This window comes from Ulvibacterium sp., assembly GCF_028285715.1.
GTDB lineage: Bacteria > Bacteroidota > Bacteroidia > Flavobacteriales > Flavobacteriaceae > Ulvibacterium.
The window spans coordinates 230,577-252,465 of sequence record NZ_JANQOO010000017.1 but is presented as its reverse complement, the minus strand read 5'-3'; the positions used below and the strand labels follow the sequence as shown (position 1 = coordinate 252,465).

The window sequence follows — 21,889 nt, the reverse complement described above, 5'->3', positions numbered from 1 at the left end:
AGAACACATGATACAAAAACAGATTACCACAAGCCTTATGCTATTCTTGGGAGTTTGCCTTGCCGTTTTGGGACAGGAAGAGGGCCAGGATGATATCGGAACCGAAACCGTGACCGTGACCAAGGCATATACCCCTACCATTTCGGATGCCTTTAAGATCAAATCCGTGCCGTTGTTCAATGATTCCATAGCGCTTCAGAAAAAAGATATTACCTATAGTATCAACTCGGTTCCCGTAGCCTCTACCTTTTCCCCGGCCAAGGGACAGGCGTCAAGGGTAAAGAAGACCCCACCACCGGTATTGTACAATTCCTATGCTTCGGCAGGAGGGGGGAATCCGGCCAATTTAATGGCCAAGTTTTATACCAGTAGGACCATTGACCGGGAGTCAGGATTTACACTGGGTCTGGATCATAATTCCTCTAGGGGGGATATAGATGGGGTAGTTTTGGACAATATTTATTCCGATACCGAGTTGGAAGCGGCTTATAAAAAGAGGGACCGGGATTTGGATTGGGGTGTTGACTTGGGGGTCCAGCATCAACTCTACAATTGGTATGGCTTGCCTGTAGGTGTTTTTGATGAGGCTACGGTAAATGCAATTGATGAAAGACAAAATTATTATATGGCCGAAATATCCGGCCATGTTAATCTGGAGGATTCCTTTTTCCAGAATGCATCCTTGGAATATCGTCGATTTTGGGATGCCATAAAATCAGGGGAGAATAGGGCCGTGTTTACTACAGGATTTGAATTTCCCCTAAACGAGGAGTCTTTTGGCATTAAGGCCAAGGTCGACTATGTAAACGGAAGTTTTGAAAATGCCGATGTCAATAACACGGCTAATCTTAACGGCATAAACTACAGCCAATTTCAGGTTGGAATTAACCCCAGCTTGACCATGTTCCGGGACGATTTATCCTTAAATCTCGGGGTAAACTTGGTTTACGGATTGGATACGGAACGCAGTGACAGCAATTTTTATATCTATCCGGCCGTAACCGCATCCTATCGCTTATTGGAAGAGGTGGCCATTGTCTACGGTGGTATCGAGGGCGAGTTAAGGCAAAATTCCTATTATGGTTTTGTGGAGGAGAATCCTTTTGTATCACCCACCCTGACCATTGTTCCTACGGACAGGCAATACGATGCCTATTTGGGGTTACGGGGACAATTATTGCCCAATTTGAGTTATAATATCAAAGGCTCCTATACGGCCGAGAACCGAAGACCCTTGTTTACCTTAAACCCGCAAAATACCTTTAGGACCGATGAAAAAGGATATTACTATGGCAATTCTTTTGAGGTATTTTACGATGACATAAAGACCATTGGTGTATTTGGTGAATTGAATGTGGACGTAAACCGAAACTTTTCCTTAGGGGTCAATGTCGAAATATACGATTATGATACGGAAACGGATAATCCCGCTTGGAACCTTCCGAATCTACAAGGCTCACTTTTTCTGGATTATCAAATCGGGGAAAAATGGTATATGGGCGCCAATCTGTTCTATGTGGGCGAGCGCGAGGACTTTGCCACAGTAGCTGTTGAAAATGTGGAACCCTCGGATTTTCCGGCTACCATACTTACATTGGATAGTTTCTTTGATGCCAATGCCCATGTAGGTCACCGGTTAAATGACCAATTGTCGGTTTTTGTGCGTGCTAACAATATTGCCAACAACAATTACCAGCGGTGGGCCAACTTTCCGGTACAGGGTTTCCAGATTCTTGGAGGCGCTACCTATAAGTTCGATTTTTAGGCTGTTCCTTTAAAGATTTAGGAAAGTCTGCTTTGCACAACGGAGAAACCCGTTTTTCATCGATACGAATCTTAGAAGAACCACTAAATATTTAATTTAGAGGTGGTTAAACAAAAGAGTTGGGTTTGCGTCGAATTTCTATACTTGGAATTATCCTACTATACATGTCAAGCACGGGTCTTGTATTTTCCCAAAATTTGGTAAAAAACCCAAGTTTTGAGATGTATACGAACTGTCCCAAGGGATTGGGTAATTTCAATGAGGATGTCCTATTCTGGTCTACACCGTCAAAAGGCTCCACGGACTATTTTAATGGTTGCAGTACGGCCATGGGTACACCCAGGAATTTTAATGGGAATCAACCGGCGGATTTTGGCACCGGTTATGCCGGATTTTATATGTATGCCCCGGAGGATTATCGGGAATACCTTCAAGCCGAGCTAACACAGACTTTGGAACTCGGGAAAAGATATCGCATTTCCTTTTACGTGAGCCTGGCAGAACAATCAGACTTTGCCGTGAAAGAATTTGGTGTGGTGTTTACCAAGGATAAGTTACAATCTGCGAGGCGAAAGGAGCTCTCGAAGGCGGTGTTGTATAAGAACAAGGAAAACAAATATCGCACCTTTCAGATTTCACACACTGATTTTTATGCGGATACCCAAGGTTGGGTCTTGGTACAAATGGAATTTGTGGGCAGAGGATGGGAAAGTTTCGTAACCGTTGGGAACTTTAAGAACAATTCCCGTACGAGGTTTCTAAAGACCAAACGCTATGCCAAGAAGGGAGCCTACTATTATATTGATATGTTGAAGGTTGAGTCCGTTGAAGAAATGAATAAAGATTACGCTTCCGTGGAGAACAATCCTTCGGATAAAATTGAAGGTATCGCATTGGATCAAATCCATATTTTTAAAAATGTACTTTTTGAATTTGATAGGTCACAATTATTGGATAACGAGAAAACTGAAGTGCGCAAAATTTTCCAATACCTAGCGGATGACGCCTCCCTCAAAATACAAATTCATGGACATACGGACTCCATAGGCTCCTTAGCGTACAATCAGCACCTATCCAAGGAAAGGGCAAGATCCGTAGCGGATTACCTCGTGCATCTGGGGTTGCCTAAGGAAAGGATTTTATGGCACGGACATGGTGGTACAAGACCCGTGGCCGATAACACTACAGAAATTGGGCGTGGACAAAACCGACGCGTGGAGTTCGTAATTTCAAAGCAAGAATAATCATATATACCTTTGTAGTTGGCTGTAATCTCCGTACTTTGTATACTTTCACGAGATAGACATGGACATAAGACTGGCCGTATTGATAGATGGTGATAATATACCAGCCGGGTACGTAAAGGAAATGATGGAGGAAATCGCCAAATACGGAAATCCCACGATAAAACGAATTTATGGGGATTGGACTAATCCCCGTTTGGGAAAATGGAAGAATGTACTCCTTGAAAATGCCATTACCCCAATTCAACAATATGGGTATACTACCGGGAAGAACGCTACGGATTCCGCTATGATAATCGATGCCATGGACATTCTGTATTCCGGCAAGGTAAATGGGTTTTGTCTGGTAAGCAGCGATAGCGATTTTACCCGTTTGGCCACTAGGCTTCGCGAAGCAGGAATGCAAGTATTCGGAATCGGCGAAAAGAAGACTCCAGATCCCTTTATAGTAGCCTGCGATCGTTTCATCTACCTCGAAATCCTAAAGGATCGATCTGAAGAAGATGCTTCGGACACTACTGTCCGGAAGAGCAAAACGAAGCGTAACTTGGATAAAATCGGGCCCAAGGTAATCAAACTGATTGCTACCACGATAGATGATGTTGCCGATGATGATGGATGGGCCTTTTTAGGTGACGTGGGCAGCCTGCTCCAAAAAAAACAACCCAATTTCGATTCCCGCAACTACGGTTTTCAAAAACTAACCCCATTGATTGCCTCATTACCTGGTTTTGAGATAGAGCGGCGTGAGGATTCGCGAGGAAAAAAGAAATTAATTTATGTAAGGATCAAGGAAAAGATAAGATCTACGAAAACGTAACGAACAAATTTATTTTTATAAATTAACGGTACAAAGTACAATCCCTTTAAATTAATACAGATGAAAAAGCGATGTAACCCTATCCGAGGAATTTTTGGCATGCCGACCTTTCTGGCATTCAGTTTTTGTTTTGTCCTACATGCCACCCTCCCGTTACAGGAAATGGTCCCCCAAACGGACAAAAATCTAATTTTGGCAATCGGTGACAATTTGGTTGGCGGTTGGGAATATAAAGCTATAGGTGCTCCAGAAGGTTATGACAAAGGTCTTATATTGATTGTTGGGCAAGATGGCCAATACCAGGTTCAGGTACAGACCGGTATGGGGACTTTCAGGGGTGAGAACGTCACAGTAAAAAAGAATACCATAAGTTTTACCTTAATGATCGAAGGAGGGGTGGTTACGGTCAATTTGACCGCTGAAGGAAGCAAAATGTCCGGAAAAAGTTCTTCACAGGAAGGAGATTATGTGATAGAAGGTGTAAAGAGTATCTCGCCGGAATAGACTCCTTTTTAGAGAAGGGGAGCTAGCAAGGTAAAAATGGTAATCCGGTGGCCTGTTGTTTCAAGATGAAAACGATAAGGACCCCATGTACGGATTGAATCAACAAAAAACCCGGAGCTTTTATTCTCCGGGTTTTGTATGAAGTAAACAGAATTTTTAAAGGGTTATCGGTACGGCTACCCGGGTCTTGTCCCAACCCATGACCATATGTGCTCCGTTGTCCACCTCCTTAAAGGCAATTGAAAAGGCATCTAGGGAAGAACCGTCGGAACTGGCCGATACGGTAATCCTGGCTACGTCGGCAGATTCATCATAAGAATAAGCCCCCCATTGATTCAGGTTATTATTAAGTACAACGGTCCATTGATCCTTACCAGGAATGGTAAATAAGGCATAGGTACCCGCGGAAACCGCTTTATCGCCAAATGTTACGTCCTTATAAAATGTAATTTCTGCGGCCTCATTGGCACCGGTACGCCAAACTTTTCCCGCCGGGGCGAGTTCGGACAAAGAACGGCCTTTTAACTGTGGACGGCTATAAATGATTCGTACCGCTTTTTCGGAAACCCTATAACTGGAAGGATAGGCAGCCATATCCATCGGACTTTTGTCCAGTCCATCAAATTTCTGGGCCGAAGCCTCGGAAGCAAATACCATTGCCACTATTAAAATGGCAAAAGAGCATAATTTTTTCATGTTCGTTTTTGTTTTTAGTGTGCTCAAAGCTAGTTAGTAATCCAATTGTAAACTTACAAAAAGTCGTTAAAATTTGGGCAACTTACAGAGCGTTCCATTTTTCTTCAATATCGCTAATTTAAATTACATTATTTGTTAAAATAATAGATAAAAGTGTTAATTAGTAATATAAAATTCATTTATTATTTTTTTTGGAAATATTATCTACATCTTTGCCTTCAAATTGATAGAATTTAATTGATATGTGTGGAATTGTTTGTGCGTTCGATGTTAAGGAAAGTACCGATGCCTTGAGGCCCCAGCTTTTGGAAATGTCAAAAAAAGTAAGGCACAGGGGACCGGATTGGAGTGGTATCTATTCAGATGACAAGGCCATTTTGGCCCATGAAAGATTGGCTATTGTAGATCCCGTTTCAGGGAAGCAACCCTTGTTCAGCGCCGATGGAAAACTGATCTTGGCCGCTAATGGGGAAATATATAACCATAGGGAATTACGAAAACAGTTCGAGGGGAATTACGAGTTTCAGACCCAATCCGATTGTGAGATTATATTGGCTTTGTACCAAAAGAAGGGTGTGGACTTTTTGGATGAAATGAACGGTATTTTTGGTTTTGCCATTTACGATGCGGAAAAGGACGAGTATTTTGTGGCCAGGGACCATATGGGTATTATTCCTTTGTATATGGGCTGGGATCAGAACGGCACTTTTTATGTGGCCTCCGAGTTAAAGGCCTTGGAAGGTACCTGTACTAAAATAGAACTCTTTCCTCCAGGTCACTATTTGTATAGCCGGGATGGGGAACCAAAAAGATGGTATACCCGGGATTGGATGGAATATGAAGCGGTTAAGGAAAATGAGACCAGTATTAACGAAATCAGGGAAGCTTTGGAGGCGGCGGTCCATCGGCAGTTGATGTCCGATGTTCCCTATGGGGTACTCTTGTCCGGTGGTTTGGATTCCTCGGTCACTTCGGCCGTTGCCAAAAAATATGCCCAGAAGCGAATAGAGTCGGATGACACCACGGACGCTTGGTGGCCCCAATTGCATTCGTTCTCGGTAGGATTGGAAGGCTCCCCCGATTTGGCCGCCGCTCAAAAGGTCGCCGATCATATTGGTACTGTGCATCATGAAATAAAGTTTACGATACAAGAAGGATTGGATGCTATTAAGGATGTTATCTACAATTTGGAAACGTATGATATCACCACCATACGGGCTTCCACACCCATGTACCTTATGGCAAGGGTTATCAAATCCATGGGAATAAAAATGGTATTGTCCGGTGAGGGTGCCGATGAGCTTTTTGGCGGTTACCTGTACTTCCATAAGGCACCGAGCCCCAAGGATTTTCATGAGGAAACCGTTCGGAAACTGGATAAATTACACATGTACGATTGTCTTAGGGCCAACAAGTCTCTAGCGGCCTGGGGTATAGAAGGGCGTGTGCCATTTTTGGACAAGGAGTTCATGGATGTGGCCATGCGTATCAACCCCAAGGATAAAATGATCAATGGGGAACGTATGGAAAAATGGGTGGTGCGTAAAGCCTTTGAGGACTATTTGCCGGAAAGTGTGGCCTGGAGACAGAAAGAGCAATTTTCCGACGGGGTGGGGTATAGTTGGATCGATACCTTAAAGGAATTGGTGGAGGAAAAGGTTTCCGATGAGCAATTGGCCAATGCCAAATTCCGGTTCCCGTTACAGACCCCGACAACAAAGGAGGAGTTTTATTATCGTTCCATTTTTGAGGGACATTTCCCCTCGGATGCCGCGGCATTATGCGTTCCTCAGGAACCCTCGGTTGCCTGTAGCACCAAGATTGCCTTGGAATGGGACGAGGCATTCAAGAATATGAACGATCCTTCGGGAAGGGCTGTAGCCAATGTACATGACGACGCCTACGTGAAATGAAATTTATGGAATTCCTCGCCTAAAGAGGTTGTTGACGGTCTTTGATTAAATACATGGTTTTTGCGCCTTGGACCCAACAAACAAAGTTCTGTTTTGCCCATCTGCCGTGATGGGGCTCAGTTTTTTATTTTAATTAGTCCTTAACCCCGCCATCCCAGGCGGGGTTTTGTTATGAGACCCAGGTTGTAGAAAACCTTATGGCCCGAATTGATCCTGTAAACGTGTCATATTTGGTAGGAAAAAAAGAAATGGACGAACCTTGATTTTTGATTTTTTGCATCCTTGTTTTTCAATAAAAAATCGGTCAAGACCCTAATGGGAAAACCACTAATATTTTCCACAATTTTTGTTGATAACTTAGAGGCTTTAAAAGGAGGAAAACACTATATTCTATGGGGTTTTCCGTATATTTGTAAGATTGCAAAAACTGAATGGGACCAAGCCTTTGGGAAAAGTAAATATCTACTGATTTTCTTAGGCGCCCAATGATTATTGGGAAGGTGAAAACAACTTTTAAATTCTATGAGCGAAGAAACAGAAAAAAGGAATTATTCGGCCGATAGTATTCAAGCCCTTGAGGGCATGGAGCATGTACGTATGCGTCCATCCATGTACATTGGGGATGTAGGCGTTAGAGGATTGCACCACTTGGTTTATGAGGTGGTGGACAACTCAATAGATGAGGCCATGGGAGGACACTGTGATACGATCAGTGTTACCATAAATAAGGACAATTCCATAACGGTAAGGGATAACGGTAGGGGAATTCCCGTAGATCTTCATAAAAAAGAAGGTGTTTCTGCCTTGGAAGTGGTCATGACGAAAATCGGGGCCGGTGGAAAATTCGACAAAGATTCCTATAAGGTTTCCGGAGGTCTGCACGGTGTAGGTGTCTCGGTTGTCAACGCACTCTCCAATCATTTGAAGGCCACGGTATATAGGGATGGTAAGATATGGGAACAGGAGTATGAGAGAGGGAAAACCTTGTATCCGGTCAAAAGTGTAGGGGAAACACAGGAAAGGGGCACCTTGGTCACTTTCCATCCGGACGAAACCATATTCACCCAAACCATAGAATACAGCTATGAAACCTTGGCCAATAGAATGCGAGAGCTTTCCTATCTGAACAAGGGAGTTACCATAAGCATAACGGACGAACGTCAGAAAGGCGAGGATAGCGAATTCCTTTCGGAGACCTTTTACTCCGATGAGGGGTTACGGGAATTCGTACGTTTTTTGGATGGGACCAGAGAGGCCTTGATTCAAAATGTCATTGCCATGGAGGGTGAAAAGAACGACATTCCGGTTGAGGTTGCCATGATCTACAATACCAGTTATACCGAGAATTTGCATTCCTATGTAAACAATATCAATACCCATGAAGGAGGAACCCATCTGTCGGGATTCAGAAGGGGGCTTACTACTACCTTGAAAAAGTATGCAGACGCCTCCGGAATGTTGGATAAGCTAAAATTCGAGGTTCAGGGTGATGATTTTAGGGAAGGATTAACGGCCATAGTCTCGGTCAAGGTAGCCGAACCGCAGTTTGAGGGACAAACCAAGACCAAACTGGGCAATAGGGAAGTGTCCTCTGCGGTTTCCCAGGCCGTTTCCGAAATGTTGACCAACTATTTGGAAGAACACCCGGAAGATGCAAAAATGATCGTTCAGAAGGTTATACTAGCTGCCCAAGCCAGACATGCGGCGACCAAGGCCCGGGAAATGGTACAGCGAAAATCGCCCATGAGCATTGGAGGCTTACCGGGGAAATTGGCGGATTGTTCCGAACAAGACCCTACCAAATGCGAGCTGTTCCTTGTTGAGGGAGATTCTGCCGGCGGAACGGCAAAAATGGGTAGGGAACGTAGTTTCCAGGCCATTTTGCCGCTTAGGGGAAAGATTTTGAATGTTGAGAAGGCCATGCAGCACAAGGTTTTCGAAAATGAGGAGATTAAAAATATCTATACGGCCCTTGGGGTTACCATAGGGACCGAAGAGGACAGTAAGGCTTTGAACCTGGAAAAATTGCGATATCACAAAATAGTCATTATGTGCGATGCGGATGTGGATGGCAGCCATATCGAAACCTTGATCCTTACCTTCTTTTTCCGATATATGCGCGAATTGATCGAGGCAGGGCACGTGTACATTGCCACTCCGCCGCTGTATTTGGTCAAAAAGGGCAATAAGAAGCAATATGCCTGGAACGATAAGGATCGTGATGCCATTATCGAGAGTTTTGGTGGATCGGCTTCCGTACAGCGTTACAAAGGTCTTGGGGAGATGAATGCCGAACAATTGGCGGACACTACCATGAACCCTGAGTTTAGGACCTTACGTCAAGTTACCATAGATAATGCTACGGAATCAGACCGTATTTTTTCCATGCTTATGGGCGATGAAGTACCTCCAAGACGGGAATTCATAGAGAAAAATGCCGTTTATGCGAACATTGATGCATAAGAATCGTCACTTCACAACAAAAACCCTGACACTTAGGTCGGGGTTTTTTAGTTTTAGGGAAAAATCATACAATGAAAACTGTAGTTTCCTTATGTCTAGTACTTTTCGGATTTCAAATAGTCCTTTCACAATCCAATATCAATGATCTGTTAACCGCTGGCCTAGAGGACGCCGAACGGTATACCACAGACTATTTGGCACCGGTATCCGAGGGGGCGATGCACAGTATCTCAAATGGGTGGTATAACTCGGGAGAATCCAAACCGCTGGGCGGCTTCGAGATTTCAATAATTGGTAATGTGTCGTCTTTTAAGAATAAGGACGATAAAAAATCATTTGTCTTGAATACCGCCGATTATGAAAACCTTCAGTTTGTGGATGGTAGTACGCAAAGACCGGTTTCCACGGCTTTGGGAGACATTGAAGGTGTTCGCGTCTTTGTGGAGGCGGAAATAGCCCCGGGCATTACCGAACGTGAAGAGTTCGAATTACCTTCCGGCCTTGCTTCCGAGGATATCAATGTCATTCCCTCGGCCTTTTTGCAGGCCAGTGTGGGATTGTTCAAGGGAACGGAGATAAAGGCGCGCTTTTTTCCAAAAATCAATACAGATGATATCGCCGCAGGGCTTTACGGTTTTGGCCTACAACATGAGTTCACCAGTCATCTGCCTGCGGAAAAGCTGTTTCCCTTGGCTATTTCCGGTGTAATTGGATACACCCATTTAGATGCTACCTATGATTTTAGCACTACTGATATTATCGCGGGTCAAGATCAAAGAATAGATGTGGTCATGAATACCTGGGTCTTTCAGGCCGTTGCTTCTACCAAGCTCCCGGTTATCAACTTCTACGGGGGAATAGGGTATATGACCGGCAAAGCCACTACGGATATCCTGGGGACCTATATCGTGCAATCCGGTCCTTTTCAAGAGACCTATACCGATCCTTTTTCAATAGATCAGGATGCCAGCGGGGTACGGGCCAATATCGGTGCAAAGTTAAAGCTGGGATTCTTTAGATTGAATGTCGACTATACCTTGGCTGAATTCAATAATCTGGCCGTAGGTATAAACTTCGGATTTAGATAATAGATAGGCAAAAATGTACATGTAATATAAAAAGACCGTCGACATCTCGATTGCCAACGGTCTTTTTTTGTGTATCAACCTTCTTTTATTTTATTCCCTAATTGCGAAGGGATTTCCGTTCATATCTTCCAACATGCTTCCATCCTGGGATTCCTTAAGAATTACAATATCGTCGATTCTATCCAATCCGGGATAGGAAATCGTGTATATGCCATCATCCTGACTCCATTTGAAATCAGTTTTAACGGTAATCCTACCATTTTCTATGGCGTGATACCGGCCTAAATAGGCATCGTTAAAGATCCATTCCTCACGGAAAGTCTGGTTTTGCGCCTTGCCTGTAGATATTTCTGCAACATTGGACCAAATTCCAATAACTTGATCATTGTTTTCGGCTATTCGGGAACAATTGCTAACGGAGATGATGGCCACAATTGCCAGAAATGAAAAAAGCTTTTTCATTTTGTAGGTTTTCTGATTCGGGGTTTTGGTATATAAGGGAACGTGCATTGGGTCGTTGATATTGCTAAAATTCGATGTATGGCACCATAATCTGTTTTTCTTCGTTGAACGGTCATTTTTTTTAACAGTTTTATCCGTTTTTACTGCTTTTGGAAACGTCAAAAACAACTTGGATTAAACTGATTTTTGTCATTTTTTATCGAGGCAGAATCCCTACTTTTGCAGTGTTAAAAACAACTATTAAATTATACGAATATGAAAGTTACCGTAGTAGGGGCAGGTGCCGTAGGCGCTAGTTGCGCAGAGTACATTGCCATAAAGGATTTTGCATCTGAAGTCGTGTTGTTGGACATTAAGGAAGGGTATGCCGAAGGTAAGGCCATGGACTTAATGCAGACTGCTTCACTTAATGGTTTTGATACCAAAATTACCGGTATAACCAATGATTATTCCAAAACTGCGGGAAGCGATATAGCGGTTATTACCTCGGGGGTTCCAAGGAAACCTGGTATGACCCGGGAAGAACTTATAGGAATAAATGCTGGAATCGTTAAGACCGTTGCATCCAGCTTGCTAGAGCACTCCCCTAATGCTATTTTGATTGTGGTCAGCAATCCTATGGATACCATGACCTATTTGGTCCATAAGACCACAGATCTTCCCAAGAACAAGATTATAGGAATGGGAGGGGCTTTGGATAGTGCACGGTTCAAATATAGGCTGGCAGAGGCCTTGGATGCCCCTATTTCAGATATTGACGGTATGGTAATCGGCGGTCATAGTGATACAGGGATGGTGCCGTTGGCTTCACATGCGACTAGAAATAGCATTAATGTTACCGAGTTTTTAACAGAGGATAGGTTGTCACAAGTTGTAGAGGATACGAAGGTGGGCGGTGCCACTTTGACCAAATTATTGGGAACCAGTGCTTGGTACGCTCCGGGAGCAGCTGTTTCTGGACTGGTACAGGCCATTGCCTGTGATCAAAAGAAAATGTTTCCCTGCTCTACGTATTTGGAAGGGGAATATGGCCTTGAGGACATTTGTATCGGGGTACCCGTGATATTAGGTAAAAATGGAATAGAGGAAATTGTAGATGTGCCTTTGAGCGAAGCCGAGAAGAACAAGATGAAGGAAAGTGCCGCGGGAGTCTCTAAAACCAACGGTTTGTTGGAGTTGTAGTAACATTTTTTCACCTGGAATAAGAAGCAAGCCTCCTGCCGATTGCAATCGGCAGGAGGTTTTCGTTTTTACAATTACTCATAAATATATTGCCAAATCCTAGGGTAAATCATATATTTGCACGCTGTTACAAAAAGCATTCATAAAACACTTAATCAATGCAAAATAAAGGACTTATAAAGCTTTTTGCTTTCTTGTTTGGGCTGGTGAGTATCTATCAATTGTCCTATACGTTCATAACCGGTAAGGTTGAAAATGAAGCTGAAGTTTTTGCGGAAAACCAAATATCCGAGACTGAAGAGGATTACGTTGCAAAACGTGAAACGTTGGAGGCCAGATATTTGGATTCCATTGGTAGCAACCCTATTCTAGGTTATACTTCGTATGATGATGCCAAGAAGAAAGAACTGAACAAGGGCTTGGACCTTAAGGGGGGCATAAATGTGACTCTCCAAATATCCGTAAAGGATATTTTAAAGGGATTGGCCAACAATACGAAAAACCCAATTTTCAATAAGGCCTTGGCAGACGCGGATACCGCCTCCAAAAATAGTGATGATACCTATCTGGAGTTGTTTTTTGATGCTTTTGACCAGATTAAAGGAGACACCAAACTCGCCTCTCCGGATATTTTTGCGAACAAAGGTTTGAGCGATGAGATCAATTTTCAAATGACGGACGATGAGGTAAAGCCTATCATTCGAAGAAAAATTGATGAATCCATCGTTTCGGCATTTGAAGTACTACGGGAAAGAATCGACGGTTTCGGGGTTACTCAACCCAATATCCAGCGGGAAGGAAATTCAGGTCGTATCTTGGTAGAATTGCCCGGGGCCAAGGATATTGCCAGGGCACAGGACCTTCTTTCCAGTACCGCCCAATTGGAGTTTTGGGAAACCTATAGCCCAAGCAATCAAAGTATTTCCCAATTCTTTATTTCCGCAAACAATCAATTAAAATCCTTAGTGGATACCACGGCCGTGGAAGAGCCGGTTAAGGAAGAGTCCGAATTGGATTCACTGCTTTCCGACGTTGCGGAGGATTCATTGGATATTGCCAATCAAATAAATCCGGTTTTCGATTTAATCGCAGGACCGGGTAGTGGCTATGCCATTGCCAAGGTAGCCATTAAGGATACCGCAAAATTCGGAGGTTATCTACGTATGCCCGAAGTACGCAGATTATTGCCCGCGGATGTTCGATTCGCCAAGTTTTTATGGGAACGGCCCTCTGCCGAAAATGCTGAAGTAGTGGATTTATACGCACTTAAATCCAACCGTGATGCCGTTCCGAGAATAAGCGGGGATGTCGTGAGTGATGCCCGGGATGATTTTGATCAATTTGGAAAACCTGCAGTATCCATGACCATGAATACCAAAGGAGCCAAGGAATGGGAGAAGTTGACAGGGGATGCCTTTACCAACCAAACCGGTATCGCCATTGTTTTGGATAATAAAGTGTATACCGCACCCGGGGTGTCCTCAGGGCCTATTTCAGGAGGGCGTTCGGAAATCACGGGAACTTTTACGGTAAACGAGACCAAGGATATCGCCAATGTGTTACGAGCCGGAAAATTACCTGCCTCCGCTGAGATTATTCAGTCGGAAATTGTGGGTCCTTCCTTGGGGCAAGAGGCCATTGATAGCGGTTTTATGTCCTTTATGATCGCCATGTCCATTGTTTTGGTATGGATGATCTTCTATTATGGAAAAGCAGGGATATTTGCGGATATTGCCTTGTTGTTGAACATCCTTCTCATTTTTGGAGTACTTACCAGTTTGGGAGCTGTACTCACTTTGCCAGGTATTGCCGGTATCGTGTTGACCATTGGCATGTCCGTTGATGCCAATGTACTTATTTTTGAACGTGTTAAGGAAGAACTGGTCAAGGGCAAAGGCAAGGGAGAGGCCGTGTCCGATGGATTTAGTAATGCACTCTCCTCCATCTTGGATGCCAATGTTACGACCGGTCTTACGGCCATTATACTGTTTGTTTTTGGTTCCGGTCCCATAAAGGGTTTTGCGACCACACTTTTGATCGGTATTCTTACTTCCCTGTTTACTGCCATCTTCATTACCCGTTTATTGGTCGATTGGTATATAAGTGGAAAAGGCAGGACCTTGGACTTCTCCACGGCGATTACCAAAAATTTGTTTAAGAATATCAACATAAATTTCCTGAATAAACGGAAAATAGCCTATGTTATATCCTTGATTTTGGTGGGTATCGGGGTCTTTTCCCTGGTTACCCAAGGCCTGCAACAAGGTGTTGATTTTGTGGGTGGCCGTTCTTACCAAATACGTTTTGAGCAGGCCGTTAATCCATCGGAAATTGCATCCGAGTTGAATACGGTATTTGGCAGTGGTACTAATGTAAAAACCTTTGGTGAGGCCAATCAGATAAAGGTTACCACCCCTTACAAGGTAGACGTGGAAGGCATAGAAGTAGATAACGAAATCCAGACCAAATTATATACCTCGTTGCAAAAGTACCTGCCCGATGGTACCAGTATGGACAATTTTAGAGTAGGAAGTGGGGAAAAATCCATTGGTATTCTGCAATCCATAAAGGTTGGTCCTACCATAGCCGATGACATAAAAAACAACGCTTTCTTGGCAATTATAGGTTCCCTGGCCGTGGTGTTCCTGTATATTTTGCTTCGATTTAGAAGGTGGCAGTTTTCCTTGGGTGCGGTGGTCGCTGTATTCCACGATGTAATGATCGTTCTCGGAGTGTTTTCATTGTTCGGAACGATTATGCCCTTCAATATGGAGATCGATCAAGCCTTTATTGCGGCAATACTAACGGTAATTGGTTATTCCCTGAACGATACAGTGGTGGTCTTTGACCGAATCAGGGAGATTATTGGCGAGCGGGGCTGGAAAGGCGGGGATAACATTAATTTGGCCGTAAACAGTACGTTAAGCCGAACATTGAATACGTCCTTAACTACCTTGATCGTATTATTGGCGATCTTTATCTTTGGCGGTGAATCACTTCGCGGCTTTATGTTCGCCATGATCGTTGGGGTGATTGTAGGTACTTATTCCTCTGTTTTTATCGCCACCCCCGTCATGTTCGATACCATACGGAAGAAAATTGTGAAACCAAAAGCGGAAAAGGCGATAGCCTAGTCTGCCACACTTATCGATACATCTAAAAAAGCCGTCCTAGGACGGCTTTTTATTTCCTCGAGACCCTTGGGGAGTCATTTGTAGCTCATACACAAAATCTGGATTTAGACCCGGCTCTTTTCTATGGGACACAAATATGATGGCCGTATCGCTTTCCCTGGCCATTTTATTGACCAATGCTACCAATAAGTTTGCTGAGGCATCGTCAAGTCCAGCAGTAGGTTCGTCCAAAATCAATAAGAGCGGATGTTTTACCATGGCCCTCACTGTCATGATAAGGCGTTGTTGCCCCATGGTGAGATTATGAAAATGGGTATTCTTAAGAGTCCACATACCTATCAATCTTAACCACTCCGATGCCAAACGTAACTGGGCTTCCGTTGGTTTGGTGTATAACCCTATGGAATCCGTAAGTCCGGAAATAATCATATGTTCCAAGGTATGGTATCCGGTGAACTTGTCCGTCATAGTGGGTGTAAAGTATCCCATTTTTTCCTTCAGTTCCCATATGCTCTCCCCACTTCCTTTTTTATGACCGAAGATATAAAGTTCTTGTCCGTACCCTTTTGGGTTTTCGCCGGTTATCATGGATAGCATTGTGGTCTTACCACTTCCATTTTTCCCTATCAATTGCCAAAATTCTCCCTTCTGTATCCTCCAATCTATGGCATTAAGCACTGTTTTAGTTCCAAATCGGACGGTTACCTTTTTTAAATCCACCAATGTTTTTGAATTGTATTTCCATTGATGCAATGGTAAGGGAATACTGCCCAGGATCGGTATAGATTCGTTTTGGGAAAGTGGCACCGGATTTGTGTGAACCCATAGATTCCGTTTTTTGAGACTGGCATAATGGGTTATGAATGGGAGGAGGTCTTTTTTCCTACTTAGTATTTGAACAATCGCTGTATCCATAGATATTGTTTTAAGCAACTTTGCCAATTCCTCCTGTGATTCCGTATCCAGATTATCAAAAGGGTTGTCCAAAACAATAAAATCCGGAACGTCTTCCAAAATGTATTTCAACAATACTTTTTTTTGTTCACCACTGGAAAGGGATCGAAGATTTTGGGCAATGCCCTTGGTAAGCACTTTGATATCGTGTCGGTCTTCTTCCACTTTAAACTGTTCCAGGGCAAGTTTGGAAAATAGAGCTCCTTTTTGTCCTTTTAGTATCGAGAGGTCGGATGGGGGATTTCCATGCAATATGGATTGGATAAAATGGGTTTTATCCGAAGAATTATCAATGAAAATGGCCCAATGCCCTTTTTTGACCGAAGTTGGATTCATAAGCCACTAAGATATGGTTTGTTGGGTAATGCTTCAAAACATCATATGCGGTTTTGGAGGGCCATATATGGTATTTGTACAATCTAAAAATTGTGACCCATGAATCCTGGGTCCGCTCCATCAATTTGAACAAATTGTTATTTTTTTCGGTTTTGAAAGTAGTAACGCTTTTTTAATAATTGGTTGTAAAGTATTTTTCAGGAAATTTTCAAATTACATTTTAAGAAGAACACATGGCAGAAGGGATTACACTTAAGAAGGTTGAAAAAGAAATTGGCAAGGCGTATATAGATCTCAGATTCCTATTGGAGGCCCTTTATGAGGTCCTCGTAGAAAATGGGGAAGAAACCATTGCCGATAGTATCCCTTGGATTCAGGAGGGTACTTCCAAGGATGTTTCGATTACCCCAAAGGTGGTACAACTGTATTCCTTGGTATTTCAGTTGGTCAATATGGTGGAAATCAATAGTGCCGTTCAAAATCGAAGAAAGCTGGAGGAACGGGACTTTGCCGGGGTAAATGGACTTTGGGCGTGGAATTTAAAGGCTTTAAAAGAACAGGGATTTACCCAAAGGGAGATTTTGGATACCATGCGAAAGCTATCCATAGAACCGGTGTTGACCGCACACCCTACGGAAGCCAAAAGGGCTACGGTACTGGAGCATCATCGGGAATTGTATCTACTGCTGGTGCAATTGGAAAATACAATGTATTCCAATCACGAAAAGGAAAGAATACGGGAAACTATCAAGTTAACCCTGTACCGTTTATGGAAAACCGGGGAGATTTATTTGGAGAAACCGGACGTAGACTCTGAATTCAGGAATATATTGCACTATTTGGTAAATGTTTTTCCACAGGTTATTTCCATTGTTGATAACCGATTGGAGCACGCCCTATCCATTGTAGGATTCAACAGTGAAACCTTAAGGGCCCATCATTTTTACCCTCATATTGCTTTTGGCAATTGGGTAGGGGGGGATCGTGACGGACATCCATTGGTAACCTCAGAAGTGACTCGACACACACTACTTCAATTACGTCTCAATGCCTTTGTGGTCATCCGCCGGAAACTCAACGCATTGGTAAGAAGGTTGAGTTTAACCCATAGTTTGGAAAACTGTAGTACGGATTATCAAAAAAGGCTTCAGGAAATGAGTGCCGAGCTCGGCGATAAAGGCCCTGAGGCGTTGAACCGGAATAAAGGAGAGGCCTTTCGACAAATGGTTGCCCTAATGATAGCCAAATTGCCTGTAGATACGGAAAGAGGACACGCCACCAAACTCTCTGAAGTAAAAGGGGCTTATGTACATTCTTCACAATTGCGAAATGACCTAAGCATATTGCAAAAGGAATTGTTACATTTTGGCGCTAAATCTGTTGCATACGGTGATATCACCGCAGCCATACGTATCGTTGAGGTATTTGGTTTCCATCTTGCGGCCTTGGATATCAGACAAAATAGCGCATTTCACGATAAGGCGGTATCCCAATTGTTAAAGGCCGCCCAATTGCAGGAGAACTCCTTTGCGGAATGGGACGAAGCTAAAAGGACCCAGTTCCTTTTGGACGAATTGCGGCACGCCCGCCCGTTTGTCCATCCCAAGACCCCATTGGAAAAAGAGGCCCAAACCGTAATGGAATGTTATCGTGCGGTAGAAGCCCACACGGCTAAATACGGCTTTAATTGTATTGGTTCCTTTATCGTTAGCATGACACGCTCATTTTCGGACTTATTAACGGTATATCTTATGGCCAAGGAAGCGGGGCTCACTTTTATGACCGATAAGGGACTGGTGTCCAAAGTTCATGTAGTACCCTTATTGGAGACTATTGAGGATTTGGAAAATGGTCCTTCCATCTTGAAGGAATATCTTGGCAATCCCATGGTGATGCGATCTTTGAAATATGAGCAACAACAGAAGCAACTGGCACGTCCAAGACAACAGATTATGGTCGGTTATAGTGATAGTAACAAGGATGGGGGCATCATGGCCAGCCAATGGAATCTGTATAAGGCACAATATAAGCTCGCACAGGTCGGTAAGGACTTTGGTGTGGATATACGATTCTTCCATGGAAAAGGGGGATCTATAAGTCGTGGCTCTGGGCCGACCCACTATTTTGTTCAGGCCCTATCCTTTGGTTCCCCAAATGGGGATATCCGGTTAACGGAGCAGGGGGAGACTATAGCCCAGAAATATGCCAACAAGGTAAATGCAGCTTACAATATTGAATTGCTGGTGGCCAATACGCTAAGCAAAACACTTTTGGAACAGAGTACGGAAAGAACTTTTCATAAACACGCCAAAATTATAGAGTGGCTGGCCAATGAAAGTAAGGAACGGTATGGGGAATTGATACAATCTGAGGGTTTTATCGCATTTTTTAGGACGGCCACCCCCATCGATGCCATTGAAACCAGTAAAATAGGCTCCAGACCTGCCAAGCGCACCGGCGCAAGTTCCCTAGCGGACCTTAGGGCCATACCTTGGGTGTTCTCATGGAGTCAGGCCAGATATCATATGACCAGTTGGTACGGTCTTGGTACGGCACTTAAAAATTTGAAGTCGTCCCATTCCGAGGATTACGCAGTATTGAAGGAGGCCTTGAAAAAGGACCCTTTTTTACGATATGTCTTTACCAATGTGGATAGTAGCTTGGCTGCTACCGATGAGGGAATAATGAGCCTGTATGCCGAACTGGTGCCGGATACCGATATCAGGAAGGAGTTTCTATCCAAATTTCTGGGAGAGTTAAAGTCCATGCGGGATCACTTGTACGATCTTTTGGAGAAGGATATTAAGGAAAGACGAAAAAATCATTATTATTCCAATCAGCTTCGCACGACACTTATGACCTCGTTACATAAAAAACAGGTGGAACTTTTGGGAAAATGGCGGGAAGAACGCAAGGAAAATTCAAAGGCGGCAGAAAAGACACAAACGGAATTGATGTTGACCATCAATGCTATTGCCAGTGCTAACCGGAATACGGGATAGGGGGTCGGAAAAATTCCAAAATTTCGATTCTCGGAACCCTTATAAGAGTGGAGATAAAATTCTAAAAACATGCACCGGGTTGTCCTTGTAAAAGGTAGTTTTATCCAGATGCATCCCATTGTTAAGGGCAACCTTTTGAGAAGGTACGTTGTCCACGTGAATAATGGAAATTAAGGAATCTGCCAAATTATTTTCAAAGGCATATTGCCTACACTTAGTGGCTGCTTCCGTGGCGTAGCCCTGTTTCCAATATTTGGGAAGAATGGAGTAGCCTATTTCCAATTCTTTTAATCCATCCACAAATTGTACCAATAGGCCACAAATTCCAACAAGGTTTCCGTCGGATTTACGGATAAGGGCGTTCATACCTCCGAGTTTTTTTTCATAGCGTTCAAAGACCCGATCAAACTGTTCCTGGCAAGCTATTCGGGGATTTTGGGGCAGTCCTTCCCAATATTGGGTACTTCGTGGGTCTTCGTGAAATGGGAGCCACGCCTCAAAATCAGCGGGCATTATATTTCGAAATCCTAACCGCTTTGTCTCCTCTCCGTTTAGCAGTAATCCCATTTCTGATCATAATCTCTTGAAGGCGATGCTATCACCTACTTTCAATCCCCATTTTTGAACGAGCCCGGCATTCAATTCCAGTACATATTGTACGGGGACTTTGGAGGGCAAACTTTTTTCATCCAAAGGTTGGGCATTTTCCTGGAAACTTGCAATGCTCATGTTGTCCTTTATGTAGACAATATCCAAAGGAAATTCAGTGTTCTTCATGTAGAAATTATGCAGCCGCATATCCTCAAAAATGAAGAGCATTCCCTGATACTCTTCCATACCCTTACGGTACATCAGTCCCGTTTCCGTTTCGTAACTGGTCTCTGCAATTTCGATATCAATTTTTGCCAGGAGAGAATCCGTCGTCGTGGTAAAAATTTGCAGTTCCCCTTCCTTGGTGAAGACTATGGGCTCCGTCTTAATGACCTTTTTGGATTCTTCCTTACAGGCATGAAGTATCAAGAATCCGGCAAGAAGATATATTGTTAATCTAAACGATTTCATCATTTTTAAGAATTACAAAGCGCATGTTTAACGTATTCCCATGCGATAACCATGCTGTAAAAGGCCTGTACCCAACAATATGTGATGCTGCATTTTGGGCTTACCCATAAGGGAATCGCTCATTAAACATTATTTAGTTTTTATTGGCCTTCGGCCTTAGCATAAAGTACAACCCTATCAAAACAAAAGGAATGCTTAACCATTGACCGGTGGATAATAGTCCCAAAGACTCTTCGAAACCGCCCTGACTTTTTTTGACGAACTCCACGAAGAAACGTATTGTCCATAACAACACCAAAAAAAGACCGAATAGATAGCCCGCTTTGTTTTTCTTATCCGTTTTCCAGTACAGGTAATACAACAAAAGGAATACAAAAATATAGGCTATTCCTTCGTAAAGTTGGGCCGGATGGCGATAAGGTATTTGATTCAGATATTCCGAAAATTGCGGATTGTTTACTAGCGCATCATAAGCTGAATTAACAGATTTTTCCTGGGTTACCGCCAGCGCTTTTGAGGGATGCATGTCATCCGAATCACGGACAAACTTGGTGGCAAAAATAAAGGACTCGTCCGTGATTTTCCCATTGATTTCGGAATTGAAAAAGTTTCCCAAGCGTACACAAAAGGCTCCAATGGAAAAAGGGACCACCATTCTGTCCAACAGCCATAATAAAGTGAACTCGGGGTATTTTCGTTTGTAAAGGTACATCCCTATGATAACCCCAATGGTAGCACCATGGCTGGCCAATCCGGTAAAGCCCGTAAATTCATAACCTTTGATGAACCCGAGCAAAGTGCCGTTGGCATTCTCGCGGATAGGTAATAATATTTCCAGTAAATGATTTTGGTAGTAGGGCCAATCGTAGAAGAACACATGGCCCAAACGGGCTCCCAACATAGTAGCCAGTAGCGTATAGATCAACAGGGAATCCAATTGTTCCACTGTCTTTTTTTCCTGGAGAAAAATTCGTTTCATAATGAACCATCCAAGGGCAAAGGCTACGATCCACAACAGATTGTAATATTTGATTTGTATGGGGCCAAGATTAAAAAGTGTCTCGTTTGGATTCCAAATGATACCTAAGAAGTACATATGCGTTATTTTGAGGGGCTAAGATAAAAAATAGAAACTAGACCACTTCGCTTTTGGAAACTAGAATAGGGATAAAAGAAGCCCGGAACTTTTTGACCAATCCCCTTCCTTTAAAAAGCTGGCTAGCTTTTGATTATCCATGGACTTGATTCTTGAACCAGGATGCAA

The 21,889-nt window shown here is 43.3% G+C and carries 16 protein-coding genes; 10 read left to right on the top strand and 6 right to left on the bottom strand.

Translation table 11 applies throughout. The annotated features are described in order from the left end of the window. Positions 1-7 precede the first annotated feature (7 nt). The 4 genes from Q0993_RS08085 to Q0993_RS08070 all read left to right on the top strand — a co-directional run bounded on the left by Q0993_RS08085 (position 8) and on the right by Q0993_RS08070 (position 4,333). Positions 8-1,765, top strand: a complete 1,758-nt coding sequence (locus Q0993_RS08085; protein WP_299531655.1) for a TonB-dependent receptor — start codon at positions 8-10, stop codon at positions 1,763-1,765. Between the two features lie 221 nt (positions 1,766-1,986). Then, on the top strand, positions 1,987-3,009 hold the full coding sequence (locus Q0993_RS08080; RefSeq protein ID WP_299531653.1) for an OmpA family protein: 1,023 nt from the start codon (positions 1,987-1,989) through the stop codon (positions 3,007-3,009). A 61-nt stretch (positions 3,010-3,070) separates the two neighbouring features. After that, complete coding sequence (locus Q0993_RS08075) at positions 3,071-3,829, top strand: NYN domain-containing protein (protein ID WP_299531650.1); 759 nt, start codon at positions 3,071-3,073, stop codon at positions 3,827-3,829. Positions 3,830-3,889: 60 nt separating this feature from the next. Beyond that, entirely contained in the window at positions 3,890-4,333 is a 444-nt protein-coding gene (locus tag Q0993_RS08070) for a hypothetical protein (protein WP_299531647.1), read from the top strand. Positions 4,334-4,489: 156 nt separating this feature from the next. Here the strand turns inward: Q0993_RS08070 and Q0993_RS08065 are convergent, their stop codons facing one another. Continuing rightward, positions 4,490-5,029 carry a DUF2911 domain-containing protein gene (locus tag Q0993_RS08065; protein ID WP_299531645.1) on the bottom strand — a complete coding sequence of 180 codons (540 nt, stop codon included), beginning with the start codon at positions 5,027-5,029 and terminating at the stop codon, positions 4,490-4,492. A gap of 242 nt (positions 5,030-5,271) precedes the next feature. On the opposite strand from Q0993_RS08065, the gene asnB reads away from it, so the two are divergent. From asnB to Q0993_RS08050, 3 genes are all read left to right on the top strand, one after another. Further along, the gene (asnB, locus tag Q0993_RS08060; RefSeq protein WP_299531643.1) at positions 5,272-6,942 is read left to right on the top strand and encodes an asparagine synthase B; all 1,671 of its coding nucleotides are present in this window, start codon (positions 5,272-5,274) and stop codon (positions 6,940-6,942) included. A 522-nt stretch (positions 6,943-7,464) separates the two neighbouring features. Continuing rightward, on the top strand, positions 7,465-9,405 hold the full coding sequence (gene gyrB, locus Q0993_RS08055) for a DNA topoisomerase (ATP-hydrolyzing) subunit B (protein WP_299531640.1): 1,941 nt from the start codon (positions 7,465-7,467) through the stop codon (positions 9,403-9,405). Between the two features lie 71 nt (positions 9,406-9,476). Further along, positions 9,477-10,493 carry a DUF6588 family protein gene (locus Q0993_RS08050; protein ID WP_299531637.1) on the top strand — a complete coding sequence of 339 codons (1,017 nt, stop codon included), beginning with the start codon at positions 9,477-9,479 and terminating at the stop codon, positions 10,491-10,493. A 90-nt stretch (positions 10,494-10,583) separates the two neighbouring features. Here Q0993_RS08050 and Q0993_RS08045 read toward each other — a convergent pair whose 3' ends face one another. Then, positions 10,584-10,955 carry a hypothetical protein gene (locus Q0993_RS08045; RefSeq protein WP_299531635.1) on the bottom strand — a complete coding sequence of 124 codons (372 nt, stop codon included), beginning with the start codon at positions 10,953-10,955 and terminating at the stop codon, positions 10,584-10,586. Positions 10,956-11,210: 255 nt separating this feature from the next. Here Q0993_RS08045 and Q0993_RS08040 point away from each other — a divergent pair, with 255 nt between their 5' ends. Beyond that, complete coding sequence (locus Q0993_RS08040; RefSeq protein WP_299531633.1) at positions 11,211-12,137, top strand: malate dehydrogenase; 927 nt, start codon at positions 11,211-11,213, stop codon at positions 12,135-12,137. 158 nt (positions 12,138-12,295) lie between these two features. Continuing rightward, a complete protein-coding gene (gene secDF, locus Q0993_RS08035) occupies positions 12,296-15,271 on the top strand; it encodes a protein translocase subunit SecDF (RefSeq protein ID WP_299531631.1) in 2,976 nt (991 codons plus the stop codon). Positions 15,272-15,307: 36 nt separating this feature from the next. On the opposite strand, the gene Q0993_RS08030 is transcribed toward secDF, so the two are convergent. Beyond that, entirely contained in the window at positions 15,308-16,561 is a 1,254-nt protein-coding gene (locus Q0993_RS08030) for an ATP-binding cassette domain-containing protein (RefSeq protein ID WP_299531630.1), read from the bottom strand. Positions 16,562-16,794: 233 nt separating this feature from the next. Between Q0993_RS08030 and Q0993_RS08025 the strand changes: the two genes are divergently transcribed. After that, positions 16,795-19,563: a phosphoenolpyruvate carboxylase gene (locus tag Q0993_RS08025; RefSeq protein ID WP_299531628.1), complete on the top strand. Its 2,769-nt coding sequence runs from the start codon at positions 16,795-16,797 to the stop codon at positions 19,561-19,563. A gap of 39 nt (positions 19,564-19,602) precedes the next feature. Here the strand turns inward: Q0993_RS08025 and Q0993_RS08020 are convergent, their stop codons facing one another. The 3 genes from Q0993_RS08020 to lgt form a co-directional block, all read right to left on the bottom strand. Next, positions 19,603-20,130: a GNAT family N-acetyltransferase gene (locus Q0993_RS08020; RefSeq protein WP_299531625.1), complete on the bottom strand. Its 528-nt coding sequence runs from the start codon at positions 20,128-20,130 to the stop codon at positions 19,603-19,605. Between the two features lie 6 nt (positions 20,131-20,136). Further along, positions 20,137-20,628, bottom strand: a complete 492-nt coding sequence (locus tag Q0993_RS08015) for a DUF192 domain-containing protein (RefSeq protein ID WP_299531622.1) — start codon at positions 20,626-20,628, stop codon at positions 20,137-20,139. A 130-nt stretch (positions 20,629-20,758) separates the two neighbouring features. Next, the gene (lgt, locus tag Q0993_RS08010) at positions 20,759-21,721 is read right to left on the bottom strand and encodes a prolipoprotein diacylglyceryl transferase (RefSeq protein WP_299531619.1); all 963 of its coding nucleotides are present in this window, start codon (positions 21,719-21,721) and stop codon (positions 20,759-20,761) included. Positions 21,722-21,889: the final 168 nt, after the last annotated feature.